This is a genomic window from Blastomonas sp. AAP25 (assembly GCF_001295965.1).
Classification (GTDB): Bacteria; Pseudomonadota; Alphaproteobacteria; order Sphingomonadales; family Sphingomonadaceae; genus Blastomonas; species Blastomonas fulva.
Genome location: NZ_LJHP01000020.1, coordinates 287,857 through 312,259 on the forward strand (window position 1 = coordinate 287,857; position 24,403 = coordinate 312,259).

Below are 24,403 nucleotides of genomic sequence, written 5' to 3' on the forward strand. Positions count from 1 at the left end.
CCTCCCGCTTGCGGGAGGGGAGAGCAGTTGCACGACAAGCTCCCCAAACCTTTTATCAAGGACACTTGACATTCGCCCTGAAAAAAGACAATGTTCCTTTACATCGAATCAAGGGAGCTTGACCATGAATGCTTATTTCCATGCGCTGTGCTGGGCGCTTGCCATGATGGGGCTGGCGGTGCTGAACACCTTTGACGTGATCACCGACGGCACGGCGCAGGCGCTGTTCACCACGCTGCCGATCCTCGCGGTGATCTCGATCAACGCCAAGGGCCGCTGCGTGCGGCGCAAGGCCGCCTGACCGATGCGCGCCAACGATCATCCGGCGATGCGCCGCTACATGAAGCGCATCATCCCGATCACGATTGCCTATATCGCCGCCATTGCGCTCGCCACCGCGCTGGTGCCCGACAACGCCCCGGCGAGCGCGCTGACCATCGGGCTGGCGCTGCTTCCCGGGATGGCTGCGCTGGGCTGGCTGTGGGCGATGGGGCGGCTGCTGATCGAGCTCGACGACGAATATCTGCGGATGCTCGAGGTGCGCAAGTTCCTCGTCGCCACCGGCGCCACGCTCGCCATCACCAGCGTGTGGGGTGTGCTCGAACTCTATTCGCCCGAGGTGCCCAAGCTGGGGGTGTTCTTCGTCTTCCCGATCTGGTGCATCGGGCTGGCACTGGGCCAGCTGGTCAATCGCTTCGGCTTTGGCGATCCGGGGCCCTGCTGATGAAGAACCGGCTGAAAGTGCTGCGCGCCGAGCGTGACTGGACCCAGGGCGACCTTGCCGACGCACTTGCGATCTCGCGTCAGAGCATCAACGCGATCGAGACCGGCAAATACGACCCCTCTCTGCCGCTGGCCTTCCGCATCGCCGACCTGTTCGAGCTGCCGATCGAGGCGATCTTCCTGCGCGATTGACGGGCGCCAGTTATAGCCCTCGCGCGAGATCTGTGTGCCCACGCCTCTCCCCTCCTGCCTGCGGGAAGGGAGAGGCAGGTGCCAGACACCCCTCTGGCCTCTCCCGGTCGGGTCGGTTAAGGCGGCGGCATGAACCATCCCAGCACCAGCTTCCTCGACCGCGGCGATCGCCCGCGGCTCGTTTATCACCACCGCCGCGCCGCGCCGGACAAAGCCGCGCTGCCCACTTTGGTGTTCCTGCCCGGCTATGCCAGCGACATGACCGGCACCAAGGCGCTCGCGCTCGATGGCTGGGCGCAGGCCGTGGGGCTGGCGATGCTGCGTTTCGATTATGCCGGATGCGGATCGAGCGGCGGGGACTTCGAGAGCCAGTCGCTGGCCGACTGGCGCGATGATGTGCTGGCGCTGATCGACACCGTGGTCAGCGGCCCGGTGGTGCTGATCGGCTCCTCGATGGGCGGCTGGCTGGCGCTGCTGGTTGCGCTGGCACGGCCGGCGCGGGTGGCAGGGATCGTCGGCATCGCTGCGGCGCCCGATTTCACCATGTGGGGCTTCAGCCAGGAAGAGAAGATGACCATCCTCACCGAGGGACGGCTTGAAAAACCCAGCGAATATGGCCCCGAGCCGATGGTGACCACGCGCACCTTCTGGCAGTCGGGCGAAGGCAACCGGGTGCTGATCGGCGAAATCGGCATCGACTGCCCGGTGCGGCTGATCCAGGGGCAGAACGACCCCGATGTGCCGTGGCAATATGCGCTGGAAACGCAGAAGCAGCTGCGCAGCCAAGACGTGCAGCTGTTGCTGATCAAGGACGGCGACCACCGGCTGTCGCGCGATGGCGACATTGCGCTGCTGATCCAGACCGTGGGCAATCTGCTGGGCAGCCTTGACGGCTGACCACCTGGCAGAACCTTATCCGGCAAACCCTTCGCCCTGCGGCCAGCCGGGGCCGCGATAGGCCAGCACCTTGAACAGCGCGCCCATCTGGTCGGGCGAGACCAGCCGGTCGAGCGCATCCATCAAAGCCTGCGCCTGCGATGGCTGGGTGCGGGCCAGCGTCGCCGCGCGCTCGCCGATGCCCAGCGCCATCAGCCAGTCGCCCTGCCCCACCGGCCCCAGGCAATCGACATCGCCGGCCAGCGCGATCTGCTTGAGTTGTGCGAAATCGACCAGAGCGGTGAGATCGGCGAGGCCCGGATCGGCAAACGGATCGACCTTCTGGTGCGCGCGCACCGCCTGCAGCGTGCTGCCGGTCTGCGGCGTGCTGTATCCGTAATCGATGAACAGCGCGGTGCCGCTCTGCGCCTTCAGCCGCACCGCGATCTCATAGGCCATGCCGCTGGCCGCCGGGCAGGTTTCCAGGATCGTCCCCACCGGGCTGTCGGCCAGCGCGGCAGGGACCGCGGTGTCCATCGGCCGCGCACCCGCCACGGGCAGGAACCGCTCGCCATTGTGCAGCACCACACGCTCGCGCCAGCCCTGCTCGGCGCGGACGATCTGGCGGACCGGAAGCGCATCGAGAAATTCGTTGGCGACGATCAGCAGCGGCCCTTCGCGCGGCACGCTGTCCAGCCCGTCGTGCCAAGTCGCCTGCGGGATCAAAGTCTGCTGCGCCTGGCGCAACCGGCTGCTGCCCTCGATCAGATGCACCGCCGGGCGCAAACCGAAGCGTTCGGCCACGCGCAGCGCATCGCTTGCCAGCGTGCCGCGACCGGGGCCGAATTCGACATAATGGCACAGCGCAGGCTTGCCCGCGCGCTGCCACTGGTCGGCGAGCCACAGCCCGATCATCTCGCCGAACATCTGGCTGATCTCGGGCGCGGTGATGAAATCGCCCGCGCTGCCCAGCGGATCGGCGCGGTTGTAGTAATGCGCGTTGGCCTCGGCCATGTAGTGCGCGACGCTGATCGGCCCGGTCGCGCCGATCAGCCGCCGGAAGATCGCCTCAAGACCGGTGTCTTCAGGGCCGATGTCCTCTCGCGCGTCCACGTCGTCACGCCGTAACGGGCAGCGGCTTGGCGACGCGGTTGCGCGAGCTGATCATCAGATACAGGCCGATAAGGATCATCGGCACGGTGAGCCACTGGCCCATGCTCATGCCCGTGCGCTCGGCAAATTCGATCAGATGCGCATCGGGATTGCGGAAATACTCGACGATGAAGCGGCTGGCGCCATAGCCTGCCAGGAACACGCCGCCCAGGAAGCCGGGGCGATGGCGCACATCGGTCTTCCAGAACAGCACCGCCAGGATGATCGCCAGCAGCGCGCCTTCGAGTCCGGCCTCGTAGAGCTGGCTGGGGTGGCGCGGCAGGCCTGACGGATCGGTGGGGAAGATCACCGCCCAGGGCACATCGGTGGGGCGGCCCCAGAGCTCTGCGTTGACGAAATTGGCGAGCCTGCCGAACAGCAGCCCGAACGGCACCACGCAAGCGACATAATCGCCGACGCGCAGATAGCTCAGGCCGTTGCGCCAGACGAGATAACCGATCGCGACCAGCACCCCGATCAGTCCGCCGTGGAACGACATGCCGCCCTCCCACACCTTGAACACCGCAAGCGGGGTTTCAAACAGATCGGGCCGGTAGAACAGGACATAGCCCAAGCGCCCGCCCAGGATGATACCCAGCGTCGAATAGAGCATCAGGTCATCGGCATGACGCTGCGCCATCGGCGCGCCGGGCGGCCGGAGCATGCGGCCCATGTACCAATAGCCCAGCAGGATGCCGAACAGATAGGCAAGGCTGTACCATTTGAGCTGGAACGATCCGATGCTCAGCGCGACCGGCGAGAGACCCAGCTCCTCGAAGCGGATCGGAGCGGACGTTACGGCAGCGGCAATGTTGGCGGCAAGCGCTGAAATTGGCAGGATCAAGGCTTTTCCCCACGGGTTTTACTGTCCATAAGGCCAGTAGGTTAGAAAACGCCATAAGGGCTGTGGGCCTGAAGCGAAAGAGGAGAGATTTTGATGGCAACCGAGCTGGACCAGATGATGGACGAGGCGATCCAGGCGCTGACCGGCGAAGGCGGCATGCTGCCTTTGACGCATTTCGAGAAATACGGCCAGCAGCTGCCCATGATCGCGTCGGCCCCGCCCGCGCTGTCGCATTTCTTCGCCTATTTCTGCATGCAGCATGCCGACACCGAATTTCTGGTCGACGGCGACACCCGCCTGACCTTCGGCCAGAGCTATGCCGCCGCGCGCCATGTCGCCGCCGCGCTGATCGCGGGCCATGGCATCGCCAAGGGTGACCGCGTCGGCATTGCCGCGCGCAATTCGGCCAACTGGATCATCGCCTATATGGGCATCTTGATGGCGGGCGGCGTCGCGACGCTGCTCAACGGCTGGTGGCAGGGGCCCGAGCTGTGTGCCGGGATCACCGATGTCGGCTGCAAGCTCGTGCTCGCCGATGACCGCTGCGCCAAGCGGATCACCGAATGCGGCAATATCGGCGATGCCCGCGTCGTCGTCTTCGGCCATGACGGCCCGCCCGAAGCCGGCCTTGCATCGGTGCTGGCGGCCGGCGGGGATGCATCGACCGAACTGCCTGAACTGACCGGCGATGACCTTGCCACCATCCTGTTCACCTCGGGTTCGACCGGCCAGTCCAAGGGCGCCTTTTCCGACCATCGCGGCGTGGTCCAGGGAACGTTCAGCTATGTCGCGCAGACGCTGATGGCGCTCAACATCGTCACCCGCCAGGGCAAGCCTCCCGAAGGCCAGCCCGCCACGCTGCTCAACGTGCCGCTGTTCCACGTCACTGCCGAGGTGCCCGTGCTGCTGCAGAGCTTCGTCATCGGACGCAAACTGGTCCTGATGCCCAAATGGGATGCCGAAGAGGCGATGCGGCTGATCGAGCGCGAGAAGATCAGCTATTTCGTCGGCGTGCCGCTGATGAGCTATGAGATCGCGCAGCACCCCAATCGCGACAAATACAACCTCAAGAGCTGCGTCACCTTTGCCGCAGGCGGCGCGCCGCGTCCGGTCGAGCACGTCAAGCGGATCAAGGAGACGATGGACTGGGCCTTCCCGATCCTGGGCTATGGCCTGACCGAAACCAACGGCATCGGCTGCGGCAACTTCAACGAGAACTACATGGCCAAGCCCGACAGCACCGGCCAGGCCTCGCGCCCGCTGGTCGACCTTGCGATCCTCGACGATACCGGCCATCCGCTGCCCACCGGCGAAGTCGGTGAGGTCTCGATCCGCTCGATCGCCAATTTCCTGGGCTATTGGGACAACCAGGCCGCGACCAATGCCGCGATCATGCCCGACGGCTATTTCCGCACCGGGGACCTGGGCTATCTGGATGCCGACGGCTATCTGTTCATCGTCGACCGCAAGAAGGACATCATCATCCGCGGCGGCGAGAACATCAGCTGTGTCGAGGTTGAGGCAGCAATCTATGCCCATCCCGACATCGCCGAGGCGAGCGTGTTCGGCATCCCCGACGAGCGGTTCGGCGAGATCGTCGGCGCGGTCTATGTCGTGCGCGATGGAGCGAGCCTGACCGATGCGCAGCTGACCGAGTTCCTCTCGAGCCAGCTGGCCGCGTTCAAGGTTCCCGCCAAGCTCTGGCAAACCGCCGATGCACTCCCCAGATTGGGAACGGCGAAGATCGACAAGGTCGGCCTGCGCAAGACGTACCAGGCCATGGCCAAGGCAGGAGCCAGCAGCTGACCCTATTTCCGCCCTTCCCCCGTTTACGCCAACGCCCATGCCTGTGACCACCGTCGCCAACCAGCGCGCGATCATCGATCGACGCGCGCTCGATGCAAGCATCTGCGCGCTTGCCGAAGAGCGTGGCGACAAGGCGCGGATGGATGTGGTGGGGCTGCTGCGCGATGCGCTGGCGGACGGGCGGGCGGAGATCGCCAGCCGGCTGGTGGCCAACCCTGCGGGCGGGCATGAATGCGCGGCGGCGCAGTCCTTCCTGATCGACCAGATCGTCCGGCTGATCCACGATTATGTCGTTCGCTATCAATATCCGGTCGCCAACCAGAGCATGGGTGAGCATTTCTGCATCGCGGCGGTGGGCGGCTATGGCCGCGGCGAAATGGCGCCGCACAGCGATGTCGACATCGCCTTCCTCACCCCGATGAAGAAGAACAGCTGGACCGAGCAGGCGATCGAGGCGGTGCTCTACATCCTGTGGGACCTGGGGCTCAAGGTCGGCCATTCGAGCCGCTCGATCGACGAGATGGTCCGCCAGGCCAAGGGCGACCTCACCATCCGCACCGCCTTGCTCGAAGGCCGCTATGTCTGGGGCGACCAGGATATCTATCGCGAGGCATCGGTGCGCTTCTGGAAGGAAGTCGTCACCGGCACCGCGCGCGATTTCGTCTCGCAGAAGCTGGAAGAGCGCGACGCCCGGCACAAGAAGATGGGCGACAGCCGCTATGTCGTCGAGCCCAATGTCAAGGACGGCAAGGGCGGCCTGCGCGATCTGCACACGCTCTACTGGATCGGCAAGTACATCCACCAGGTTCGCTCTGCTGCCGAGCTGGTCGATGCAGGGTTGCTCACCATGACCGAGTTCCGCGGCTTCCGCCGCTCGGCCAACTTCCTGTGGGCGGTGCGCTGCCATCTGCACGACATCACCGGGCGCGCCGAGGACCGGCTGACCTTCGACCTGCAGCGCGAGGTGGCCGCCCGCATGCGCTTTGCCGACCGGCCGGGCAAGTCGGCGGTCGAGCGGTTCATGCAGTATTTCTTCCTCAACGCCAAACGCGTCGGCGACCTCACCGGCGTGTTCCTTGCGCAGCTCGACGACCAGTTCGCCGCGCGTGACCGGCGCTTCATTCCTGCGATCCTGCGCCGCCGACCGCGCAAGCTTTCCGGCTTCATCCTCGATCGCGGGCGGCTGGCGCTGCCCCGCCCCGATTTCTACCGCGAGGACCCGGTGCGGCTGATCGAGATCTTCCAGCTGGCCGACAAGCACAAGGTCGAGATCCACCCCAGCGCGATGCGCCAGGCGAGCATGGACGCAGGCCTGATCGACAAGCACGTGCGTGCCGATCCGCGCGCCAATGCGCTGTTCATGGATGTGCTGTGCAGCCCGCGCGATCCCGAACTGGTGCTGCGCTGGATGAACGAGGCGATGGTGTTCGGTCGTTTCGTTCCCGATTTCGGCCGCGTCGTCGCGCAGATGCAGTTCGACATGTACCACCATTATACGGTGGACGAGCATTCGATCCGTGCGATCGGCCTGCTCGCGCGGATCGAATCGGGCGAGCTCAAGGACGATCATCCGCTCGCCTATGACGTGATGCAGAAACTGATCAGTCGGCGGGTGCTGTTCGTCGCCACGCTGCTGCACGATATCGCCAAGGGCCGCCGCGGCGACCACAGCGTGCTGGGTGCGGACGTGGCGATGAAGCTGTGCCCGCGGCTTGGCCTTACCGAGGCGGAGACCGAGCAGGTCGCCTGGCTGGTGCGCTATCACCTCTTGATGTCGGCCACCGCCTTCAAGCGCGACCTCACCGATTACAAGACCATCGCCGATTTCGCCGCGATGGTGCAGAGCCCCGAACGGTTGAAGCTGCTGCTGGTACTGACCGTGGTCGATATCCGCGCGGTGGGCCCGGGCATCTGGAACAGCTGGAAGCGCCAGCTGCTGGGCAATCTGTTCGAATCGACCGAAGAGCTGCTGCGGCTGGGCCACAAGCAGCATGGGCGGCGCGAGCGGGTGCTGGCCAAGCAGGACGCGGTGCGCAGCATGGCGGGGATCGACGAGGGCCGATTCACCCAGATCGCGCGCAAGCTGGACGACGCCTATTGGATCGCCGAGCCCGAGGACATCATCGTCCAGAACATGCGGCTGATCGATGAGCACGACACCGAGCCGCTGACGGTCACGGCCGAATTCTACCCCGCGCGTGGCGCGACCTTGGTGACGGTGAGCGCCGCCGACCATCCCGGATTGTTCTATCGCATCGCAGGCGGCATCCATCTGGCGGGCGGCAACATCATCGACGCGCGCATCCACACCCGGCGCGACGGCATGGCGCTGGACAATTTCCTGGTGCAGGACCCGCTGGGCCGGCCGTTCATGGAAGAAAGCCAGATCACCCGGCTCAAGAACGCGATCGCCGATGCGCTGGCCAACCGGGTCGCGCTGACGCCGCGGCTGATCGCCCGGCCCACCGCGCGCCCGCGCACCGAGGCGTTCAACATCGCACCCGTGGTGCTGGTCGACAACAAGGCCTCCAACCGGTTCACGGTGATTGAGGTCAACGCGCTCGATCGGCCCGCTCTGCTCAACCGGCTGGCGTTCGCGCTGTTCGACCTCAAGTGCATCGTCCACTCGGCGCATGTCGCCACCTATGGCGAGCGCGCGGTCGATACCTTCTACGTCACCGATCTGCTGGGCGACAAGATCGACAGCAAGTCACGGCTGAAGACGCTGGAAAAGCGGCTGCTGGCCGCGGCATCCGAACAGGTGCCACAGGCGGTCGCCGCATGACTTTTCGGGCCTAGATCTTGCCGGTGAGAATGGCCCAGCCGGCCAGCGCGTTCATTCCGGTATAGACCAGATACGAGGGCAGCGCGATCGTGTAGCCCAGCGCGGCAAAGCTCAGCGCCGAAAGCAGGATCAGGAATTCGAGCAGATAGCTGCCATAGCCGCCCATGAATCGGCCGAACGCCGCGCGCATCTGCAGTGCCATCGGATGGTCCGATTCCATCGTCGCCTTGTGCAGCGCGAAATTGGCGATGCCACACAGGAAGATGATGAAGGTTGGCATAACGCCTTGTTAGCCAGCTTTTGGGAGGCTGCCAATTGTCGTAATGGCCGCGCCACATCCTGTCGCCGCTGCCGTCTTTGCGGTAAGCACGCACAGCGAGGACATCATCCCACCAGCCGGATGATCTCCGCGCTGGGCTTTTCCGCCAGCCGATAAACCGGCATCTCGCCGACGCCCTTGAGGGTCAGCATCTGCGGCAGCTCGAAATGCCGGTCGCCGCGGCCGCGCATCCAGGTGGTTTCGGAAACCGCGATGCCGTCCGGGTTGGCGGCGCCTTCGATCCGGCTGGCGATGTTCATCGTCTCACCCCAGTAATCATAGGCCATGCGCGTCTCGCCGATCACCCCGCCGACCACGGGGCCTGTGTGGATGCCGACGCGGATGTGCAGATCGATACCGGTGGCCGCGCGCAACTCGGGCAGCCCCGCGATCACCGCCTCGCCGAAGCGGATCGCGGCATCGGCGCTGTTGTGCGACGGGTTGTTGCCGCCGCTGATCGCGAGATACGCATCGCCGATGGTCTTGACCTTCTCCACCCCGGTATCGGCGGCGCATTTGTCCGCGAGCAGGAAGAAGCCGTTGAGCAGATCGACCAGATGCCCCGGCGAGATGCGCCGCGACAGATCGGAAAAGCCGCAGATGTCGATGAACACCACCGAGACATCGGGATAGCTGTCGGCGACCACCTGCCCCGCCTTCAGCCGCGCCGCGACCGCAGGCGGCAGCACGTTGAACAGCAGTTCCTCGGTCTTGGCGCGCTCGGCCTCCAATGCGTCGGAGAGCAGGAAGGTCTGCCGGTGTGCCTGCCCCACCGACCAGTTGAGCAGCACCATCACCGCCGCGCTGGTGCCATAGGCGAGCGTTGCATAGATGAACGGGATCATGTCTGCCTCGGTCACCAGCATGATGCCGAAATAGACCACGGCATGGCAACCGAGCCAGGCGGCGAACCAGCGCACCTGCCCGGCAAAGGCAATGGCGGCAAAGGCCATCACGATCAGCCCGTTGATCGCGATCGACGCGTGCAACTGCACCTGCGCGCGCTGCATCTCCTCGAACAGCAGCGCGTTTTCCGCCATGATCAGGAAGGCAACGCCGAGCAGGCTGGCAAAATCGATCATCGGGCGGCTGGCATAGCCGCGCCATGCGGTCGCGGCGGCATAGCCTGCCAGGATCACCAGCGCGGGCAGCAGCATCAGCGTGAAGCGCAGCTCGTCCTGGCGGCTGAAATAAAGCGGATTGACCAGCGCGTAGCCGACCAGCATCGCAGCAAGAAAGCCCGCAAACAGCCGCATGTGCACCACGCGCGCAGTACGCTCGCCGGTGACGAAGCGGTGTTCGAGCGCGGTATCGAGGAAACGTCCGCTCAACGTGTGTGCCATATCGGGCGCGGTCTGGTCCTGCTGCATCATGCCCCCTCATAGGACGGTTCGGCCATCCGCATAGCGCAATAACACGGGAGAATTGACAAACCGGTAACGGCGTCCCAGCCCTTGGGGCAAAGACCACGAGAGGATGTCCGATGACCGACTTCGACGACTGGCGCGCGCGCTCGCCCTTTTACGACGACAGCCACGAGGCCCTGGCGCAATCGGTGCGCCGCTTTGTCGAGCGCGAGATCGCGCCGCATATCGACCAGTGGGAGGCCGACGGCGAGCTGCCGCGCGACCTGCATCGCAAGGCCGCCGAAGCCGGTATCCTGGGTCTGCGCTACCCGGAAGCCTATGGCGGCCACAGCGAGGGCTTCGACATCTTCCACGGGATGACCCAGACCGAGGAGCTGGCCGCGGTGGGTGCGGGCGGATTGACCGCATCTCTGATGACCCATGGCATCGGCCTGCCCCCGGTGCTGGCGCTGGGCAGCGAGGAGCTCAAGCAGCGGATCGCGCCGCCGGTGCTGGCGGGCGAGAAGATCATTGCGCTCGGCATCACCGAGCCTTCGGGAGGATCCGACGTCGCCAACCTCAAGACCCGCGCCGAACGGGTGGGCGACCATTACGTCGTCAACGGCTCGAAGATGTTCATCACCTCCGGCATGCGCGCCGACTGGCTGACCTGCGCGGTGCGCACCGGGGCCGCGGGCGCAGGCGGCATTTCGCTGCTGCTGATCGACATGACCGCGCCCGGCGTCACCCGTACCCGGCTCGACAAGATGGGCTGGCGCTGTTCGGACACCGCGGCGATCTATCTGCAGGACGTGCACGTGCCTGCCGAGAACCTGATCGGCCCAGAGAACGGCGGCTTCATCGGCATCATGCGCAATTTCAACAGCGAGCGACTGGGCATGGCGATGGGCTGCTGCGCCTATGCGCGGGTGTGCCTCAAGGAAGCGGTGGAATGGGCGCAGACCCGCGAAACCTTCGGCAAGGCGCTGGTCAAGCACCAGTCGATCCGCATCAAGCTTGCCGACATGGCACGACGCATCGCCGCCACCCAGGCGTGGGTCGATCAGTGCGCGTGGGCGGTGGAAAATGGTCGCGATCAACCGGCGGATTTCGCGATGCTGAAAGTGCAGGCGACGCAGATGCTCGAGATCGTCGCGCGCGAGGCGGCACAGGTGCTGGGCGGGGCGAGCTACATTACCGGTTCCAAGGTCGAGCGCATCTACCGCGAGGTCCGGGTCAACGCGATCGGCGGCGGATCGGAGGAGATCATGCTCGATCTGGCGGGAAGGCAGCTGTTCGGCGGCAAATGATCCGGAATGGATGGTGCTTCGCCTTCAGTCGCTCCGATTTGGTCCCGCTTGAACTGGCGCAGGGCATGAGAACCAAGGCCTAATACTTCCTGAAGCCCGGGGAGAGCCGCCATGCGTCTGTTGCAAGAAGAACAGTATATCTCGCGCATCTATTATGAATCGATGCGCGACAATTTCGAAGGCTATGCCTGGAAAGCCGAAGACGCCGAAATTGCAGACGGAGCAGACTTGAGCGAAAGCAACGCTATGAAGCGGGCGATGCTGGCGGACCTGAAAACCGAGTTTGCCGCGCTCGATCCACTGCAGGGAAACAACCCGACGCTCGGGCAGCTGTTCAAGATCGAGCTGGCGCTGGTCTGGCTGGTGCCCAAGACCGCGCTGCAAGCGCGGTTCTGGACGATCGAAGACCGGTTCCGGCGGGTCGTGCCGACCAGCGTCATCGCCTCCTACGAGGCAAGCTTTGCTCCCGGATGGATCGATGCGCTGCCGGACGAAGTGCTGCGCCAGCGCGCGCGCAATCTGCTCGATGTGATCCACGCCAATTACCTGATCAACTTGGCGCGCGAAAACTCGATCCGCCGCCTGATGGTCATTGTGGGGGCATCGGCGGTTCTGGTCATGCTGCTGGGCACCATTTTCATTTCGTTGGAAGCCGAGATGGCGCAGCACGGGCTGGTTGCGATCATCGCGGCCGGCATGCTCGGCGCGATGATCTCTATTCTCCAGCGGTTGCAAAAGGCGACATCGCGCGATGCGATGGTCGAGGATGGCATTTTCGAGCTTATCGGTCTCAGGATCGGTTGGGTCAGCGTGCTGAGCTCGATCGGCATCGGCGGAGTGTTCGCACTGTTTCTGTATATTCTGGCAGCCGCCAATCTGCTGGAGGCGCTTTTGCCCGATTTCAGCGCGCCCGATACGCCCACCGGCACCGGTGGCAGCGACGAGCTGGCAACGGAAGGAAAGTCAGCAAGCGACCCCATCGGAAGCGCGAGCGATCAGACAGCCAATGGCGCAGTAATTAGCGGCTCCGATGCCTCGTCGGCGGAGGGTGCCTCCGACTCCCAACCCGCAGCGTCCGGAGACCCTGCGCCCACTGGCGAAGCCAGCCTCGCTCCGCAAACCGAGAGGGAAGGAAACAACCCGACCGGAGCCGCCATATGCAAGGATTCGAAGGACGCCTGTCGCACCTGGGTTGAGCGGGTGACCCGATCGCTCGGGATGCATGACACGGCACAGTTCTACAAGATGGTGGCGCTTGCCTTTGTTTCAGGATTTGCCGAGCGTTTCGTTCCGGACATCATCAACAAGCTGGCCAAGCAGAATCCGGCCGCCGAGACAGGCCCGGCGAGCCTCGCAGCATCTCCCGGAAACGCAAAAAGCGACAACACCGCCGCCACTGGATGATCTGACTCACAGCAAGGAGGACTCCCTGAAATTACAGGACAATGCTATCAGGCGAGTCGCCTGCATGTCCCTCCATGTTTCGGGAGCCTGTCCATGCCCAGTTTCACGTTTCGCAAAGCCGCGCTGTGTCTTTCTGCAGCCACCATCGCCGCTCTGGTCGCGAGCCCGGTCAGCAGCCAGCAGGCGGCCAGTCCCATTGCCCGCTACGATATGGATGTCGGCACCGTCACCGGGCTCGCCGCGATGGGCAGCGGCATGGGGGCCGGCCTGTCGATGATGTTCGGCGGCGGCGGCAACAAGCAGATGCACGAGCTGATCCTGCGGCTCGGATCTTCCCGCGCCCCTGCTGCGGGCGCGCCCAAGGCGGATCACTTCATGCCGCCCGTCGCCAGGCTTGGTGCATCGGTGCCGCTGCTCAGCCCCAAGCCCGGCACCCGCACCGACGATGTTCCGCAAGATCTCCCCAAGGATTTCCAGCGTCCCAAGGGGCGGCTGCTGATCTATTGGGGCTGCGGCGCCAAGGCAGGACCGGGGCAGCCGGTGGTGATCGATTTCGCCAGGCTGTCCGCAGGCCAGGTGCCGCCCGACCTGTTCGCAGGCGCGATGCCGATCGATCGGTCGGTCAGCCCGGGCAATTCGAAGACCTTTGGCGAATGGCCCAATGCCGACACGCGCAAGCTGGTGAGCGCGGACAGCTCGCTGCTCGGCGAACACCGCATCGCGGGCAATTATGCGCCCGAGATCAAGTTCGCGCTGGCGCAGGACTTCATGCCCGCGATCACCGGCAAGGCCAGCCCGATCGCGGGCGGGGCAACCCAGATCAGCTGGAACCCGGTCACAAGCGCCACCGGCTATTACGCCTGGGTGATGAGCGCCAAGGCCAACAACAAGGGCGAGTTCCAGGACATGGTGTGGTGGTCGTCCTCGGCCTCGCGGCAGTTCGGCGGGGCCTTGTGGGACTGGATCGCCCCGGCGCAGGTGGCAAAGCTCATCCAGCAGCAGGTGGTGATGCCGCCATCGCAGACCAATTGCACCGTGCCGGCCGAGGTCACCGCAGCAGGCGGAGATTTCTCGCTGGGCAATCTCTATGCTTATGGCCCGGAAGCGAACTTTGCCTATCCGCCGCGTCCAGCCAATGCCAAAACGCCGTGGAAACCCGAATGGACCGCGCGGGTGCGCTATCGCTCCAACTCGACCTGGCTGCTCAACGGCCCGGACATGGATGCGATGATGCGCGGCGGCGAGGAAGCCGAGCAGCCGCGCAAGAAGAAGAAATGCAAGGGCGGGCTGGGCGGCCTGCTCGGCGCGGTCACCGGGGACGGCTGCTGACGGATTGGCGCGGCCCGTTGTTCGTGTTATGTTCCGCATACAGCCGATTCGGAACAAGGGGATGAACGATGAGCAGCCTGATTTTCTATACCAACCCATGGTCGCGCGGACAGATCGCGCGGTGGATGCTCGAGGAAGCAGGGGCGGCGTACGAGCAGCACATCGTCGAATACGGGCCTCAGATAAAGGGTGCGGCGTATCGCGCCATCAACCCGATGGGCAAGGTTCCCGCGATCGTCCATAATGGCAAGGTCGTCACCGAGTGCGCCGCGATCTGTGCGTATCTGGCAGAGGCCTTTCCCGAAGCAGGGCTCGCCCCGCTGCCGGACGAACGCGCCGATTATTATCGCTGGATGTTCTTTGGCGCCGGTCCGCTCGAACAGGCGATCATCAACCATTCGATGGGCTGGGAAAGTCCCGAGGACAAGCAGGCGATGCTGGGTTACGGCACCTATCAGCTGGCGGCGGACACGCTGGCAGACTGGCTGGAAGACCGCGATTACATCTGCGGCGAGCGCTTCACTGCGGCGGATGTCTATGTAGGAGCGCAGGTCGACTGGGGCCAGGCCTTTGGCACGCTGCCTGCTCTGCCTGCGTTTGCCGCTTATGCCGACCGGCTGCGGGCCCGCCCGGCCTATCAGCGCGCCAAGGCGGTCGACAATGCGCTGATCGAGGCGGCCAAGGCGGCCGTGAGCGAAGGCGCTTCGGCATGAGCCGCGCGGAAGGCGGATGCCATTGCGGCGCGGTGCGCTTTGCGGTCGATAGCGCTGGCGACACCGAGCCATCGCCCCGCACCGCCCTGTGCCATTGCGCGGATTGCCGCCGCTGCGCGGGCGCGCCTGCGGTCGGATGGACCGCGGTAGCCAGCGCGACCTTTACCGTGTTGCAGGGCACGCCTGCGGTCTACCGGTCGTCCGAGCTTGCCGAGCGTAGCTTCTGCCCACAGTGCGGCACCGGCCTGTTCTATATCAACGAAACCGTGCTGCCCGGGCTGGTCGACATCCAGACCGCGACATTCGATGACCCGGATGCTTTTCCGGCGATGGCGCACATCCAGATGGCGGACGCGATCGGCTGGATGAAGACTGCGCACGAGCTTCCGAAGTTCGATCGGTTCCCGGAATTTTAGCGACGGCTATTTACCTTCAATCCGGGGCAATGATCGAACTAAAACGCGCAGGCCGTGCACTATCGGCATGCGCAACCGCGCACGTCTGAGCCAACCGGATGTTGCCTTCGGGCGACACCGTCTGACAGAACGCTCTATCGACTTGTAATCGATCGCACCGTGGCTTCTTATACGGCCTGGCAACGATGGAGCAGCTGTGCGTAATTCGGTTTTTGTCGGTTGTGTTCTGCTGGCTGCGGCTCAGCCGGCGCTGGCGCAAAAGGATCAGGTCAAGCGTGGTCCCGAACCCGACTGGGTCCGTCAGTCCGAGCTCGCCGCGGTTCCCGAAGACGCTGCCGGTGCCGTTTTCGTTCGCCGGCAGGATGTGTGGGTGCACCTCGACACCAAGGGGCAGCAGCAATATCTGGGCTACCGGATCAAGCTGCTGCATTCCAACGCGCTGCAGCTTGGCAATCTGGCCATCTCGTGGAATCCGCAGGCCGGCGCGCCCGTCGTGCACACCATCAAGGTGCACCGCGACGGCGAAGTCATCGACGCGCTGAAGTCCGGAACCTTCGAGATCCTGCGCCGCGAAGATCAGCTCGAAGCCGCCAGCCTCGATGGCGTGCTGACCGCGGTCCTGCGGGTTGCAGATTTGCGGGTGGGCGACGAGCTCGAGTTCGCAACGACGATCCCGGTCGCCGATCCCACGCTGGGTTCGGCGACCTCAGGCCTGTTGACGCTGGCGCCCAGCCTGCCATCGGGTCGCTATCGCATGGGTCTGAGCTGGATCGACGGGCAGGAGCCCCGGATCAGCATGACCAAAGACTTCAAGGCGGTCGCGCGGATTTCCGAAAGCGGGGTCGAACTCGATTTCGACGATCCGCCGGTCATGACCGAGATCAAGGACGCGCCATGGCGCTACCAGTGGCAGCGGGTGCTCGAATTCAGCGATTATCCCGACTGGAACGCCATCTCGCAACATTTCGCGCCGCTGTACGCCGCCGCCGCCAAGCTGCCTGCGGACTCACCGATCCGCCAGGAGGCTGCGCGCATTGCCGCTGCTCATGCCAGCCCGGGCGACAGGGCGCAGGCAGCGCTGCGGCTGGTGCAGAAGGACGTGCGGTACATCTATGTCGGACTCGACGGCGGCAACCTGACCCCGGCGACCGCAGAGGATACCTGGAAGCGCCGCTATGGCGATTGCAAGGGCAAGACCGCGCTGCTGCTGGCGCTGCTGAACGAGCTGGGCATTCAGGCCGAACCGGTTCTCGCCAACAATACGGGCCTGGATGACGGCATCGACCAGCGGCTGCCCAGCCCGGGCCTGTTCGACCATGTGCTGGTGCGCGCAACGATCGGTGAAGAGCAGCTTTATCTCGATGGGACCCTGCCCGACGTGATCGCCGCCGACACGCAGCCGTTCCTGCCCTATCGCTGGGTGCTGCCGCTGACGACTGCGGGCGCCTCGATCGAGCCGCTGGCTTGGAAACCGGCAAACCGTCCGCAGGAAATCTCGCTGTACGAAATCGACGCAACCGAGGGGTTTGATGCACCCGCGCAGATACACAACACGATCATCACCCGCGGGCTGGATGGCCTCAAGCAGCATTTCCAGTATTCCGCGATTGCCCCGGCCCAGCTTCAGGCGGCGCTCAGCCAGCAGCTTGTCGGAGAGACGTGGCAGTCCATCGACAAGGTCGCGTGGCGCTATGATCGCAAGGCGCAGGCCAGCATCCTGACGATCAGCGGCAAGGGCATAGTCGACTGGAGAAACGACGGTGACGGCGCGCGTTCGACACCCCTGCCCGGCGGCGGTTTCAACCCGCCCGATCGCCGCATCCGACCCGCCGGACAGGACCAGGGCCTGCCCTACGCCAATTCTCCGGGGTACACCTGCCATGTCACGACGGTCCGTTTGCCCAGGACCGCGTCGGAAAAGCACTGGTCATTCAAATCAGGCTTCGACACCCGGATCTTCGGCAGGAACTACTATCGCGTGTTCGGTATCGGCGATGGCGCCATCCGGATGATCCGCAGTTCACGCACCGAACGGATCGAGATCGATGCCGAGACGGCGCGCACCGACAATGACCGCATCGCCAAGTTCGACAACTCGATGGGCTATGTCTTCTACGATCCGGCGGGCGTCGACATGCCGCCGTCGCGGGCAAAGCCGGTGCCTGCGACCTACCACATCGACTGGACGGCAGACAATGTTCCCTGCCTGCCTGCAGACACGGCGCCGTGACTGCCGAAGCAGTGGCAATGCAACCCCGCCATCACCCCGTCGGGCCGAACACCTTGGGGGTTTCGGCGCCTTGCTTGCGCTCCTTGTCGCTGGAGGTGATCGCCTCCAGAATTTGCGGGTTGCGGAAGTCGCCCTTGGCATAATCGCGCGCCGATTGGCCCGCGATCGTGTCCTGCTTGTCAGGGTTGGCGCCGTTCTTGAGCAGCAGCCGCACCATCGCCAGATCGCGCAACTGCACCGCGCGGATCAGCGCGGTCTCGCCCGAATTGTTGGGGTCATCCACCTTGGCCTTGCGGCTGAGCAGCGTTTCGGCGCCGTCGACAAAGCGCAGCGTGGTCGCCACCATCAGCGGGGTCACGCCGTTCTTGTCGCGCGCATTGGGGTTGGCGCCGCGTTGCAGTAGAAAGCCCATCCAGGTGAGGTCGCGCCGCGCGGTGACGATATGCAGCGCGGTCTCGCCGGTGCTGAGGTCCTTGGTGTTGACGACGGTGCTGCCCGGATCGTTGAGCGCCTTGGTGGCCTTGTCGCCATCACGGTCGCGCACTGCCTTGAGGAAATTGTAGCTGTCGGAAAACTGGGCGCTGGCCGCGGCCGGTACCAGCAGGGCCAGCGCCGCGAGGGCGGCGATCCACAGGCGGGAAAGGCTATTGAATCGGGCTGTCACAGGTTGCATCGTCCTTGAAAACTTGCGCCGGGGATGCGGCCAATGGACCCACGGACCGCCAAGCCCCCTTGAAAGCGGCTGCATAGCAGAGCACAGACAAACCTGTCATGAACAAAACCCCCAACTTCGCTCCCGCCCTCAGCCCCGCAATCGCCATCGCGCTTGCCCTGTCCGCCGCGCTTGGCGGCTGTTCGGGAGCGGCGCCCAAGCCCGAGGCGCCGCTGGAAGGCGCACGCATCGGCGGCGCCTTCACGCTGACCAATCAGAATGGCAAGACGGTCAAGGACACCGATTTTGCCGGCCAGCACCGCATCGTCTATTTCGGCTACAGCTATTGCCCCGATGTCTGCCCGGTCGACCTGCAGAAGATCGCGGCGGGCTTTGCGCTGTTCGAAAAGCAGCAGCCCGAGCGCGCGGCAAAGATTCAGCCGCTCTTCATCACCATCGACCCCGAGCGCGACACGCCCGCGGTGCTCAAGCAATATGTCGGCGCGTTTCACCCACGGCTGATCGGGCTCACGGGCACGCCCGCGCAGATCAAGAGCGTCGCCGATGCGTATCTGGTGATGTACAAGGCGCAAAAGCCAGTCGGCGCCGATGCCAAAGGCTATCTGGTCGATCACAGCCGCCAGGCCTATCTGATGGGGCCCAAGGGCGAGCCGATCGCGCTGCTGCCCTATGACGGCAGCCCCGAGCAGATCGCTGCCGAAATCGACAAATGGACGGCCTGATGGCGGCTGGCCGCCAGACCTCCCAAAACGACGCGCCCTTTTGGGAACAGCCGCTGGCGAGCCTCGACCGCGCCCAATGGGAAGCCTTGTGCGATGGCTGCGGCAAGTGCTGCCTGCACAAGGTGGAGGATGAGGACACGGGCCGCATCCACCCCACTAACGTCGCCTGCCGCCTGCTCGACACCCGCACCGCGCGCTGCTCCGATTACCGCCACCGCCGCGCGCTGGTGCCCGATTGCCTGAGGCTGACGCGCGGCAATGTCGGATCGATCAGCTGGCTGCCCTCGACCTGCGCCTACAATCTGCGCGCGCAGGGCCTGCCGCTGCCCGACTGGCACCATCTGCTGACCGGCAGCCAGGCCGCAATGCATGCTGGCGGGCATTCGGTGGTCGGCAAGGTCATCTCGGAAGTGCACGCCGGGCCGATCGAGAACCACATCATCGAGACGGAGCTGTGAGCGCGACCCGCAGGATGGCGGCCCCGATCGCGCGGTTGTTTGCCCGCAAGCCTGCGCCCGCATCGCCCGAGGCGCCCGGGCGGCTGACGATCGGCGAACGCGAGTATGCGCTGGTCATCCGCCGTCATGCGCGCGCGCACAACATCCGGCTGCGCACCGATCCTGCCAGGGGCGCGCTGCTGATCACGCTGCCCGGCCATGCCCGGCTGGGCGAGGCGATCGCCTTTGCCCGCGCGCAGGCCGACTGGATCGAGGCGAGCTTCGCCAAGGCCGGCGCGCATGTCGCGATCGAGCAGGGCGCGCTGATCCCCTATCGCGGCACCGAGCACCGAATCGACTGGGATGCACGCCATGGCCGCAGGGTAAGCATCGCCGATGGCACGATCCGGCTGGGCGGCGCAGCGGACCTGATCGACACCCGCCTCACCCGCTGGCTCAAGGCCGAGGCCAAGCGCCTGTGCGCTGCGGACCTCGCCGATTACTGCGCCCGCGCGGGCGTCCCTGCCCCGTCGCTTGCGATCAGCAACGCGGCGCGCCGCTGGGGGAGCTGCTCGGCTAACGGCACGATCCGTATCAACTGGCGGCTGGTGATGGCGCCCGACGAGGTTCGCCGCTCGGTCGTCGCGCACGAAGTCGCGCACTTGCGGCACATGAACCACAGCGCGGATTTCTACGCCTGGCTCGATGCGCTGTTCGAAGGCGACCGCAAGAGCGCCGACCACTGGCTGAAAGCACACGGCCGCGGGCTGTATCTGGTGGGCGGGAGCGGATAGCACGAACGGCTGCGGACGCGCCGCAGCGTGGCATTAGAGGTTTCGTTCAACGTCCTGCGCGCCATGCAGCACCCGGATGACGAGGATTCTGTCTGCGGTATTGCGAAAATAGATGACGTGGGAGGAGACTCGACATTTGAACAGACCGGGTCGCACATCCACTGGCCTGCTTGACTTGCTGCCGCTAGCAAGTGCCTCGCAAGCGTGAACGATTTCATCGGTGTAGAGGTCTGCCTGGCTCTCACCCCATTTGTCGGCGCTGTAGTCCCAGATGGCTTCGATATCGGCTTCTGCGGCAGGCAGGAAGACGAACGTTTTCACCTGGCCGCCCGCTCAGCCCGCTTGCGCGCCTTCAATGCTTCAAAATCTATGGCACGCGGTTCGCCGGATTGTTCCCCGGCGATCAACGCTTCCTGCAATGCGCGGACCTTCGCCTCGTGCTCTTCAAGCAGCCGCAAGCCGGCACGCACGACATCGCTGGCTGAACCGTAACGCCCCGCTTGAACCTGTTCAGCGATGAATCCGGAGAAGTGGTCTCCGATTGTAACCGATGTATTGCGTGCCATGGCCTGTGCCTGTCAGGTTTCGATGCATACCTTGTTATACCAAAAAGTATTACAGCACAATCACACCGTCATCGAAGTCCCCCGATAGATCCGCGCGCGATACCGTGAATCCTGCGCGTCGGGCAGCGGGGCGCCGACCAGCAGCACGGCGCGGGCGAAGCGCTTGAGCTCTTCCTGATGCTCCACCGCGTTGCGCGGTTCTTCGGAGCGGATGCGACGGGTGAGGTTGATCTGGTTGGTGGGCACATCGTGCACCAGCCGCTCGTTTTCGACCGCCAGCGTTGCGGTGAACGCGTGCAGCGTCGTCTTGACGAAGTTGGCGAGCGCGAATGCCGGCCCGCTCTGGCCGAAGGGCACATCGGGCGAGACCAGCACCAGCTGGCACCCATCATAGAGCGAGGCCTTGCGGGCGATGCGGAAATGGTGGGTCAGGTTCTCCTCGCACAGGTCCCTGAACTCTGCAGGGTCGAGCATCGCGCCGTCATCGAACAACCGGTCGGGCAGGCCCGCCATCGGGGTAGACACGACCGTGGTGGGCCGCCCGAAATCGGTCAGCGCCGTATCCATCGCGCCTTCGATGTCCGCGCCGCATACGCGCACCGTCACCTTGTCGGCGACCTCCGCGTCCAGCATGGCGAGCACGCCTGCGCCGCCGGCCTCGGTCCGGGTCAGCAGCACCATCCGCGCCACGCCCAGGCCGCCGATCAGATGGTTGGCCGTCTCGGCGATGTAATCGGCCAGATGCTCGCCGATGACCCACACCGTGGTGCCCTTCATCCGGTCGAGCCGCTCCTGCTTGGGGCTGCCGAACATCTCGCGCTCGGTATAGGAGCGTTCGACGCTGAGCCCGCCCGAGGGCATGAACGTCTCGCCGCTGACCGCGCGGTCCGCGAGATAGAACACGGTGGCCTGGGCCACTTCGCTTTCCTTGGGCATCGCGCCCAGATGCAGCTGCGAGAGCACGCCGCGCCCGACCTTGTCGGCTTCCTTGCCGATCCGGTCCTGCGGAAGGTACGGCATGTCATCGGGCGGCGTGACCATCAGCCAGCCGGTGAGGCCATCGGCGGTGCCGCTGCGCTCCTGCCAGTCGGCATTCTGCAACAGATATCCCGCCGAGCGCAGCCGCGCGAGCAGCCGTCCGGCAATCTCGGGGGTGAGCAGATAGCGGTCCCAGGTGCAGATGCCGTCGCCCTCGCGCGCGAGTTCGAGACACAGCAGCCGCAGCGGGTCGGGGGTCGAACGGTCGTGGCTGAGATAGCCGGTATCGTTGCGCGCCAGACGCCCGAGCACATGCGTCACCTCCGCGCCCTCGCGGATCGATTCGATGACGGCGGCATAGATCGCGTTCAGCCGCTTGTTCTCGAGGATCAGGCGCGCGCGGCGCAGGAAGAGGCCTGGCTTGCCGCCGGTGCCCGAGAGACGGTCGCCATCGACCGGGCCGGGCGCGATCGCGTTGACCTGGATTTCGGGACCGAGAAAGCGCGAGAAGCTTTCGACCATCGCGCGCTGACCCGCCTTGGACACCGCATAATCGGCGCGGTTGGGATAGGCGACCGCAAGGAACTTCTCGCCGCCGAAATAGCTCGAGACATTGAGGATATAACCCGATCCCTGGCGTTTCATGATCGGCACGACATAGTGCATCAGCAGATAGTTGCTGATGAGGTTCGCATCGAGCGTCCAGCGCCAGGTGTCGAGCGGCATGTCGATGACCATGTCCTCGGCGCCCGCGACACCGGCGTTGTTGATCAGATAATCGATCCGGCCGAACTCTTCCATCGTGGCATCGGCGGCGCGGCGCAGCGAATCGAAATCGCTGACATCGACATTGGCGATGAACTTGATCCGTCGTTCGACGCCCGAGAAACCGACATCCTGCAATTCGCCGACGATGCGCTCGCGCGCGGCCTCGAGCTCGCTCTCGCGCCGGGCGACCATCATCACCTTGGCGCCCGCCAGCGCGAGCAGCCGCGCGACCTGGCCGCCGATCCCGGCTGACCCGCCGGTGATAAGCGCGACCTTGCCCAGATGCAGCCCGGTGATGTTCTCGGCAAAGCCCAGCATCGCCTTGCGCGCGCCGGTTTCCTCACCGATGTTGGCGGGCAGGTACAGCGAGGTTTCGGTGATCTTCTGTTCCTTGAACACGATCCGCGTGGCGTGCCCGGCGGCAAAGCGGATATTGTCTTCCTCCGCGTTGGTATAGCGGATGATCTGGTTGCCCCAGACCGCGCGCTGCTGGCGGCCGTGCAGCGCCTCGACCCGCGATTCGTCGCGCCAGATGGTGATCAACTGCGCGATCGCAGCGGTCATGATCCGCCCGAAGCGGTCGCCGTTGCCATCGGTGGGCGACGACATGAAGACGTAGCGCGGATCCTGCAGCAAATCGGTGCGCTGCTTCCAGTAGCGCGCCAGTGTACGGGCAAGCGCGATCGCGCCCGACAGCTCGATATCGAGCAGCAGATCGACATCGGCGTCGGTCGCGCCCGCCAGCGTGGCGGAGAACAGGTTGGATGCCTTGACCGGCAGGATGATCGCGCTGTTGATCGGGCCGTGCGCATCGGAAAAGGCGCGCAGTACCGCCTCCATGCCATCGGGTTCGGCGCGGTTGAAGCGCATGATGTCGATGCCATCGCCCAGATTCTGCGCGCGCACCCTTGCCTCGGCCTGCGCGACATCGACCTGCCGCGTCAGCCCCAGCAGCACGCGCGCGCCCTGCAGCAACTGAATCCGCGCGATCTCGAGCGCGTCTTCCCATTGTTCGCCCGCCGCGATCAGCACGCTTAGCCCGGTGCCGTCGAGCGATCGCATCGACGGGCGGGTCATATAGGTCGATCGCGAATCCTTGCGCACTTCCATGCCATGGGTGACGTCGATCTCGTTGCCGTTGAGCGCGGAGGATTCGTCGCTGGCAAGGAACAGGCAGGCATCGGCGATATCGCCGGGCACCGGCAGCGTCTTGGCGGGCTTGGCGCCGCCCATTGCGCGCTTCAGCGACATGCGGCCCATGAAATAGTCCGCGGTGGCGCCATCGCCCTCGCCCTGCAATTTGTCCATCGAGGCGAAGACGGTGCGGATGCGCTCGCTCTCGATCGGGCCGGGGAACACGGTGTTGACGCGGATGCCCTCTGCTCCGAGCTCCTTGGCGAGCTCCTGGCTGAGCGCGTTCAGTGCCGCCTTGGGCACCACATAGGCCGTGCGGCCATGATAGCGGGTGTGCGCGAAGATGGTCGAAATGTTGATCACCGATCCGCCCGCCGGCATGATCGGGGCCGCGGCCCGGGTCAGGTTCCAGCTCACGCCGAGCAGATTGCGCATCGCGTCGGCGACGGTTTCGGTGTCGCCATTGGCCTCCATCTCGGCCTTGGTCAGCGGCACGTTCTCGAGCGTTTGGCGAGGCCCTGCAGAGCCCGCGTTGTTGACCAGCACGTCGATCCGGCCCAGCGCCGCCTTGACCTCGCCCATCGCCGCGCGGACCGAATCGGGATCGCCGCCATCAAGGATGACGGTGAACACGCGCGCCTCGTCGACCCCGGTCTCGGCGAGCAGTGCCGCCTTGGCCGCATCGAGCCGTTCAGCGGTGCGCCCGGTCATCACCAGGGTCGCGCCCTCGCCGATGAAGCGGCGGATGATCGCGCCGCCCAGATTGCCCGCAGCCCCGGTGACCAGGGCCACCTTGCTTGCCAGCCTGCCGTCAGTTGCGCCTGCTTTGGTCGCTTTGCTCTTGCTGCTTGTCATGTCGGTATTCCTCTGCCGCGCCGTGTCCGGC

General features: G+C 65.0%; 23 protein-coding genes. 15 read left to right on the forward strand and 8 right to left on the reverse strand.

The window, feature by feature from the left end:
- Positions 1-124 precede the first annotated feature (124 nt).
- The 4 genes from IP68_RS20280 (at position 125) to IP68_RS14500 (ending at position 1,812) form a co-directional block, all read left to right on the forward strand.
- Positions 125-301, forward strand: a complete 177-nt coding sequence (locus IP68_RS20280) for a hypothetical protein (RefSeq protein WP_156318163.1) — start codon at positions 125-127, stop codon at positions 299-301.
- Positions 302-304: 3 nt separating this feature from the next.
- Positions 305-724, forward strand: coding sequence for a hypothetical protein (locus IP68_RS14490; RefSeq protein ID WP_054135702.1), 420 nt, complete (start codon positions 305-307; stop codon positions 722-724).
- Entirely contained in the window at positions 724-915 is a 192-nt protein-coding gene (locus tag IP68_RS14495) for a helix-turn-helix transcriptional regulator (RefSeq protein ID WP_054135703.1), read from the forward strand. The genes IP68_RS14490 and IP68_RS14495 overlap by 1 nt, the downstream gene beginning before the upstream one ends.
- 129 nt (positions 916-1,044) lie before the next feature.
- A complete protein-coding gene (locus IP68_RS14500; protein ID WP_054135704.1) occupies positions 1,045-1,812 on the forward strand; it encodes a carboxylesterase in 768 nt (255 codons plus the stop codon).
- 15 nt (positions 1,813-1,827) lie between these two features.
- Here IP68_RS14500 and IP68_RS14505 read toward each other — a convergent pair whose 3' ends face one another.
- Entirely contained in the window at positions 1,828-2,904 is a 1,077-nt protein-coding gene (locus tag IP68_RS14505; RefSeq protein WP_054135705.1) for a class I SAM-dependent methyltransferase, read from the reverse strand.
- Positions 2,905-2,908: 4 nt separating this feature from the next.
- Positions 2,909-3,787, reverse strand: coding sequence for a prolipoprotein diacylglyceryl transferase (lgt, locus tag IP68_RS14510; RefSeq protein ID WP_082382381.1), 879 nt, complete (start codon positions 3,785-3,787; stop codon positions 2,909-2,911).
- Between the two features lie 93 nt (positions 3,788-3,880).
- On the opposite strand from lgt, the gene IP68_RS14515 reads away from it, so the two are divergent.
- Both IP68_RS14515 and IP68_RS14520 read left to right on the forward strand, forming a co-directional pair.
- On the forward strand, positions 3,881-5,593 hold the full coding sequence (locus IP68_RS14515) for a class I adenylate-forming enzyme family protein (RefSeq protein WP_054135706.1): 1,713 nt from the start codon (positions 3,881-3,883) through the stop codon (positions 5,591-5,593).
- Positions 5,594-5,630: 37 nt separating this feature from the next.
- Entirely contained in the window at positions 5,631-8,378 is a 2,748-nt protein-coding gene (locus IP68_RS14520) for a [protein-PII] uridylyltransferase (RefSeq protein WP_054135707.1), read from the forward strand.
- Positions 8,379-8,388: 10 nt separating this feature from the next.
- Here IP68_RS14520 and IP68_RS14525 read toward each other — a convergent pair whose 3' ends face one another.
- Together IP68_RS14525 and IP68_RS14530 are read right to left on the reverse strand one after the other, a co-directional pair.
- Complete coding sequence (locus IP68_RS14525; RefSeq protein WP_054135708.1) at positions 8,389-8,658, reverse strand: hypothetical protein; 270 nt, start codon at positions 8,656-8,658, stop codon at positions 8,389-8,391.
- Between the two features lie 104 nt (positions 8,659-8,762).
- The gene (locus IP68_RS14530; RefSeq protein ID WP_054135709.1) at positions 8,763-10,070 is read right to left on the reverse strand and encodes an adenylate/guanylate cyclase domain-containing protein; all 1,308 of its coding nucleotides are present in this window, start codon (positions 10,068-10,070) and stop codon (positions 8,763-8,765) included.
- Between the two features lie 110 nt (positions 10,071-10,180).
- Here IP68_RS14530 and IP68_RS14535 point away from each other — a divergent pair, with 110 nt between their 5' ends.
- From IP68_RS14535 to IP68_RS14560, 6 genes are all read left to right on the forward strand, one after another.
- The gene (locus IP68_RS14535) at positions 10,181-11,353 is read left to right on the forward strand and encodes an acyl-CoA dehydrogenase family protein (protein WP_054135710.1); all 1,173 of its coding nucleotides are present in this window, start codon (positions 10,181-10,183) and stop codon (positions 11,351-11,353) included.
- A 111-nt stretch (positions 11,354-11,464) separates the two neighbouring features.
- On the forward strand, positions 11,465-12,757 hold the full coding sequence (locus IP68_RS14540; protein WP_054135711.1) for a hypothetical protein: 1,293 nt from the start codon (positions 11,465-11,467) through the stop codon (positions 12,755-12,757).
- Between the two features lie 93 nt (positions 12,758-12,850).
- Entirely contained in the window at positions 12,851-14,086 is a 1,236-nt protein-coding gene (locus tag IP68_RS14545; RefSeq protein WP_054135712.1) for a hypothetical protein, read from the forward strand.
- 68 nt (positions 14,087-14,154) lie between these two features.
- A complete protein-coding gene (locus IP68_RS14550) occupies positions 14,155-14,799 on the forward strand; it encodes a glutathione S-transferase family protein (protein ID WP_054135713.1) in 645 nt (214 codons plus the stop codon).
- Positions 14,796-15,215, forward strand: a complete 420-nt coding sequence (locus IP68_RS14555) for a GFA family protein (protein ID WP_054135714.1) — start codon at positions 14,796-14,798, stop codon at positions 15,213-15,215. Before IP68_RS14550 ends, IP68_RS14555 begins: the two co-directional genes overlap by 4 nt.
- A gap of 196 nt (positions 15,216-15,411) precedes the next feature.
- Complete coding sequence (locus IP68_RS14560) at positions 15,412-17,445, forward strand: DUF3857 domain-containing protein (RefSeq protein ID WP_231684027.1); 2,034 nt, start codon at positions 15,412-15,414, stop codon at positions 17,443-17,445.
- Between the two features lie 31 nt (positions 17,446-17,476).
- On the opposite strand, the gene IP68_RS14565 is transcribed toward IP68_RS14560, so the two are convergent.
- Complete coding sequence (locus IP68_RS14565) at positions 17,477-18,118, reverse strand: ankyrin repeat domain-containing protein (RefSeq protein ID WP_054135715.1); 642 nt, start codon at positions 18,116-18,118, stop codon at positions 17,477-17,479.
- Between the two features lie 98 nt (positions 18,119-18,216).
- On the opposite strand from IP68_RS14565, the gene IP68_RS14570 reads away from it, so the two are divergent.
- Genes IP68_RS14570 through IP68_RS14580 form a run of 3 tightly spaced genes read left to right on the forward strand, consistent with a single transcriptional unit; the run spans position 18,217 to position 20,071 of the window.
- Complete coding sequence (locus IP68_RS14570; RefSeq protein WP_054135716.1) at positions 18,217-18,840, forward strand: SCO family protein; 624 nt, start codon at positions 18,217-18,219, stop codon at positions 18,838-18,840.
- A complete protein-coding gene (locus IP68_RS14575) occupies positions 18,840-19,298 on the forward strand; it encodes a YcgN family cysteine cluster protein (protein WP_054135815.1) in 459 nt (152 codons plus the stop codon). The genes IP68_RS14570 and IP68_RS14575 overlap by 1 nt, the downstream gene beginning before the upstream one ends.
- Positions 19,295-20,071, forward strand: coding sequence for a M48 family metallopeptidase (locus tag IP68_RS14580; RefSeq protein ID WP_231684028.1), 777 nt, complete (start codon positions 19,295-19,297; stop codon positions 20,069-20,071). Before IP68_RS14575 ends, IP68_RS14580 begins: the two co-directional genes overlap by 4 nt.
- A gap of 33 nt (positions 20,072-20,104) precedes the next feature.
- Here IP68_RS14580 and IP68_RS14585 read toward each other — a convergent pair whose 3' ends face one another.
- The 3 genes from IP68_RS14585 to IP68_RS14595 are packed head-to-tail and all read right to left on the reverse strand — an operon-like array spanning position 20,105 to position 24,372.
- The gene (locus IP68_RS14585) at positions 20,105-20,392 is read right to left on the reverse strand and encodes a type II toxin-antitoxin system RelE/ParE family toxin (RefSeq protein ID WP_054135717.1); all 288 of its coding nucleotides are present in this window, start codon (positions 20,390-20,392) and stop codon (positions 20,105-20,107) included.
- Complete coding sequence (locus IP68_RS14590; RefSeq protein WP_054135718.1) at positions 20,389-20,637, reverse strand: type II toxin-antitoxin system ParD family antitoxin; 249 nt, start codon at positions 20,635-20,637, stop codon at positions 20,389-20,391. Before IP68_RS14590 ends, IP68_RS14585 begins: the two co-directional genes overlap by 4 nt.
- Before the next feature lie 60 nt (positions 20,638-20,697).
- Positions 20,698-24,372, reverse strand: coding sequence for an SDR family oxidoreductase (locus IP68_RS14595; RefSeq protein ID WP_054135719.1), 3,675 nt, complete (start codon positions 24,370-24,372; stop codon positions 20,698-20,700).
- Positions 24,373-24,403 lie beyond the last annotated feature (31 nt).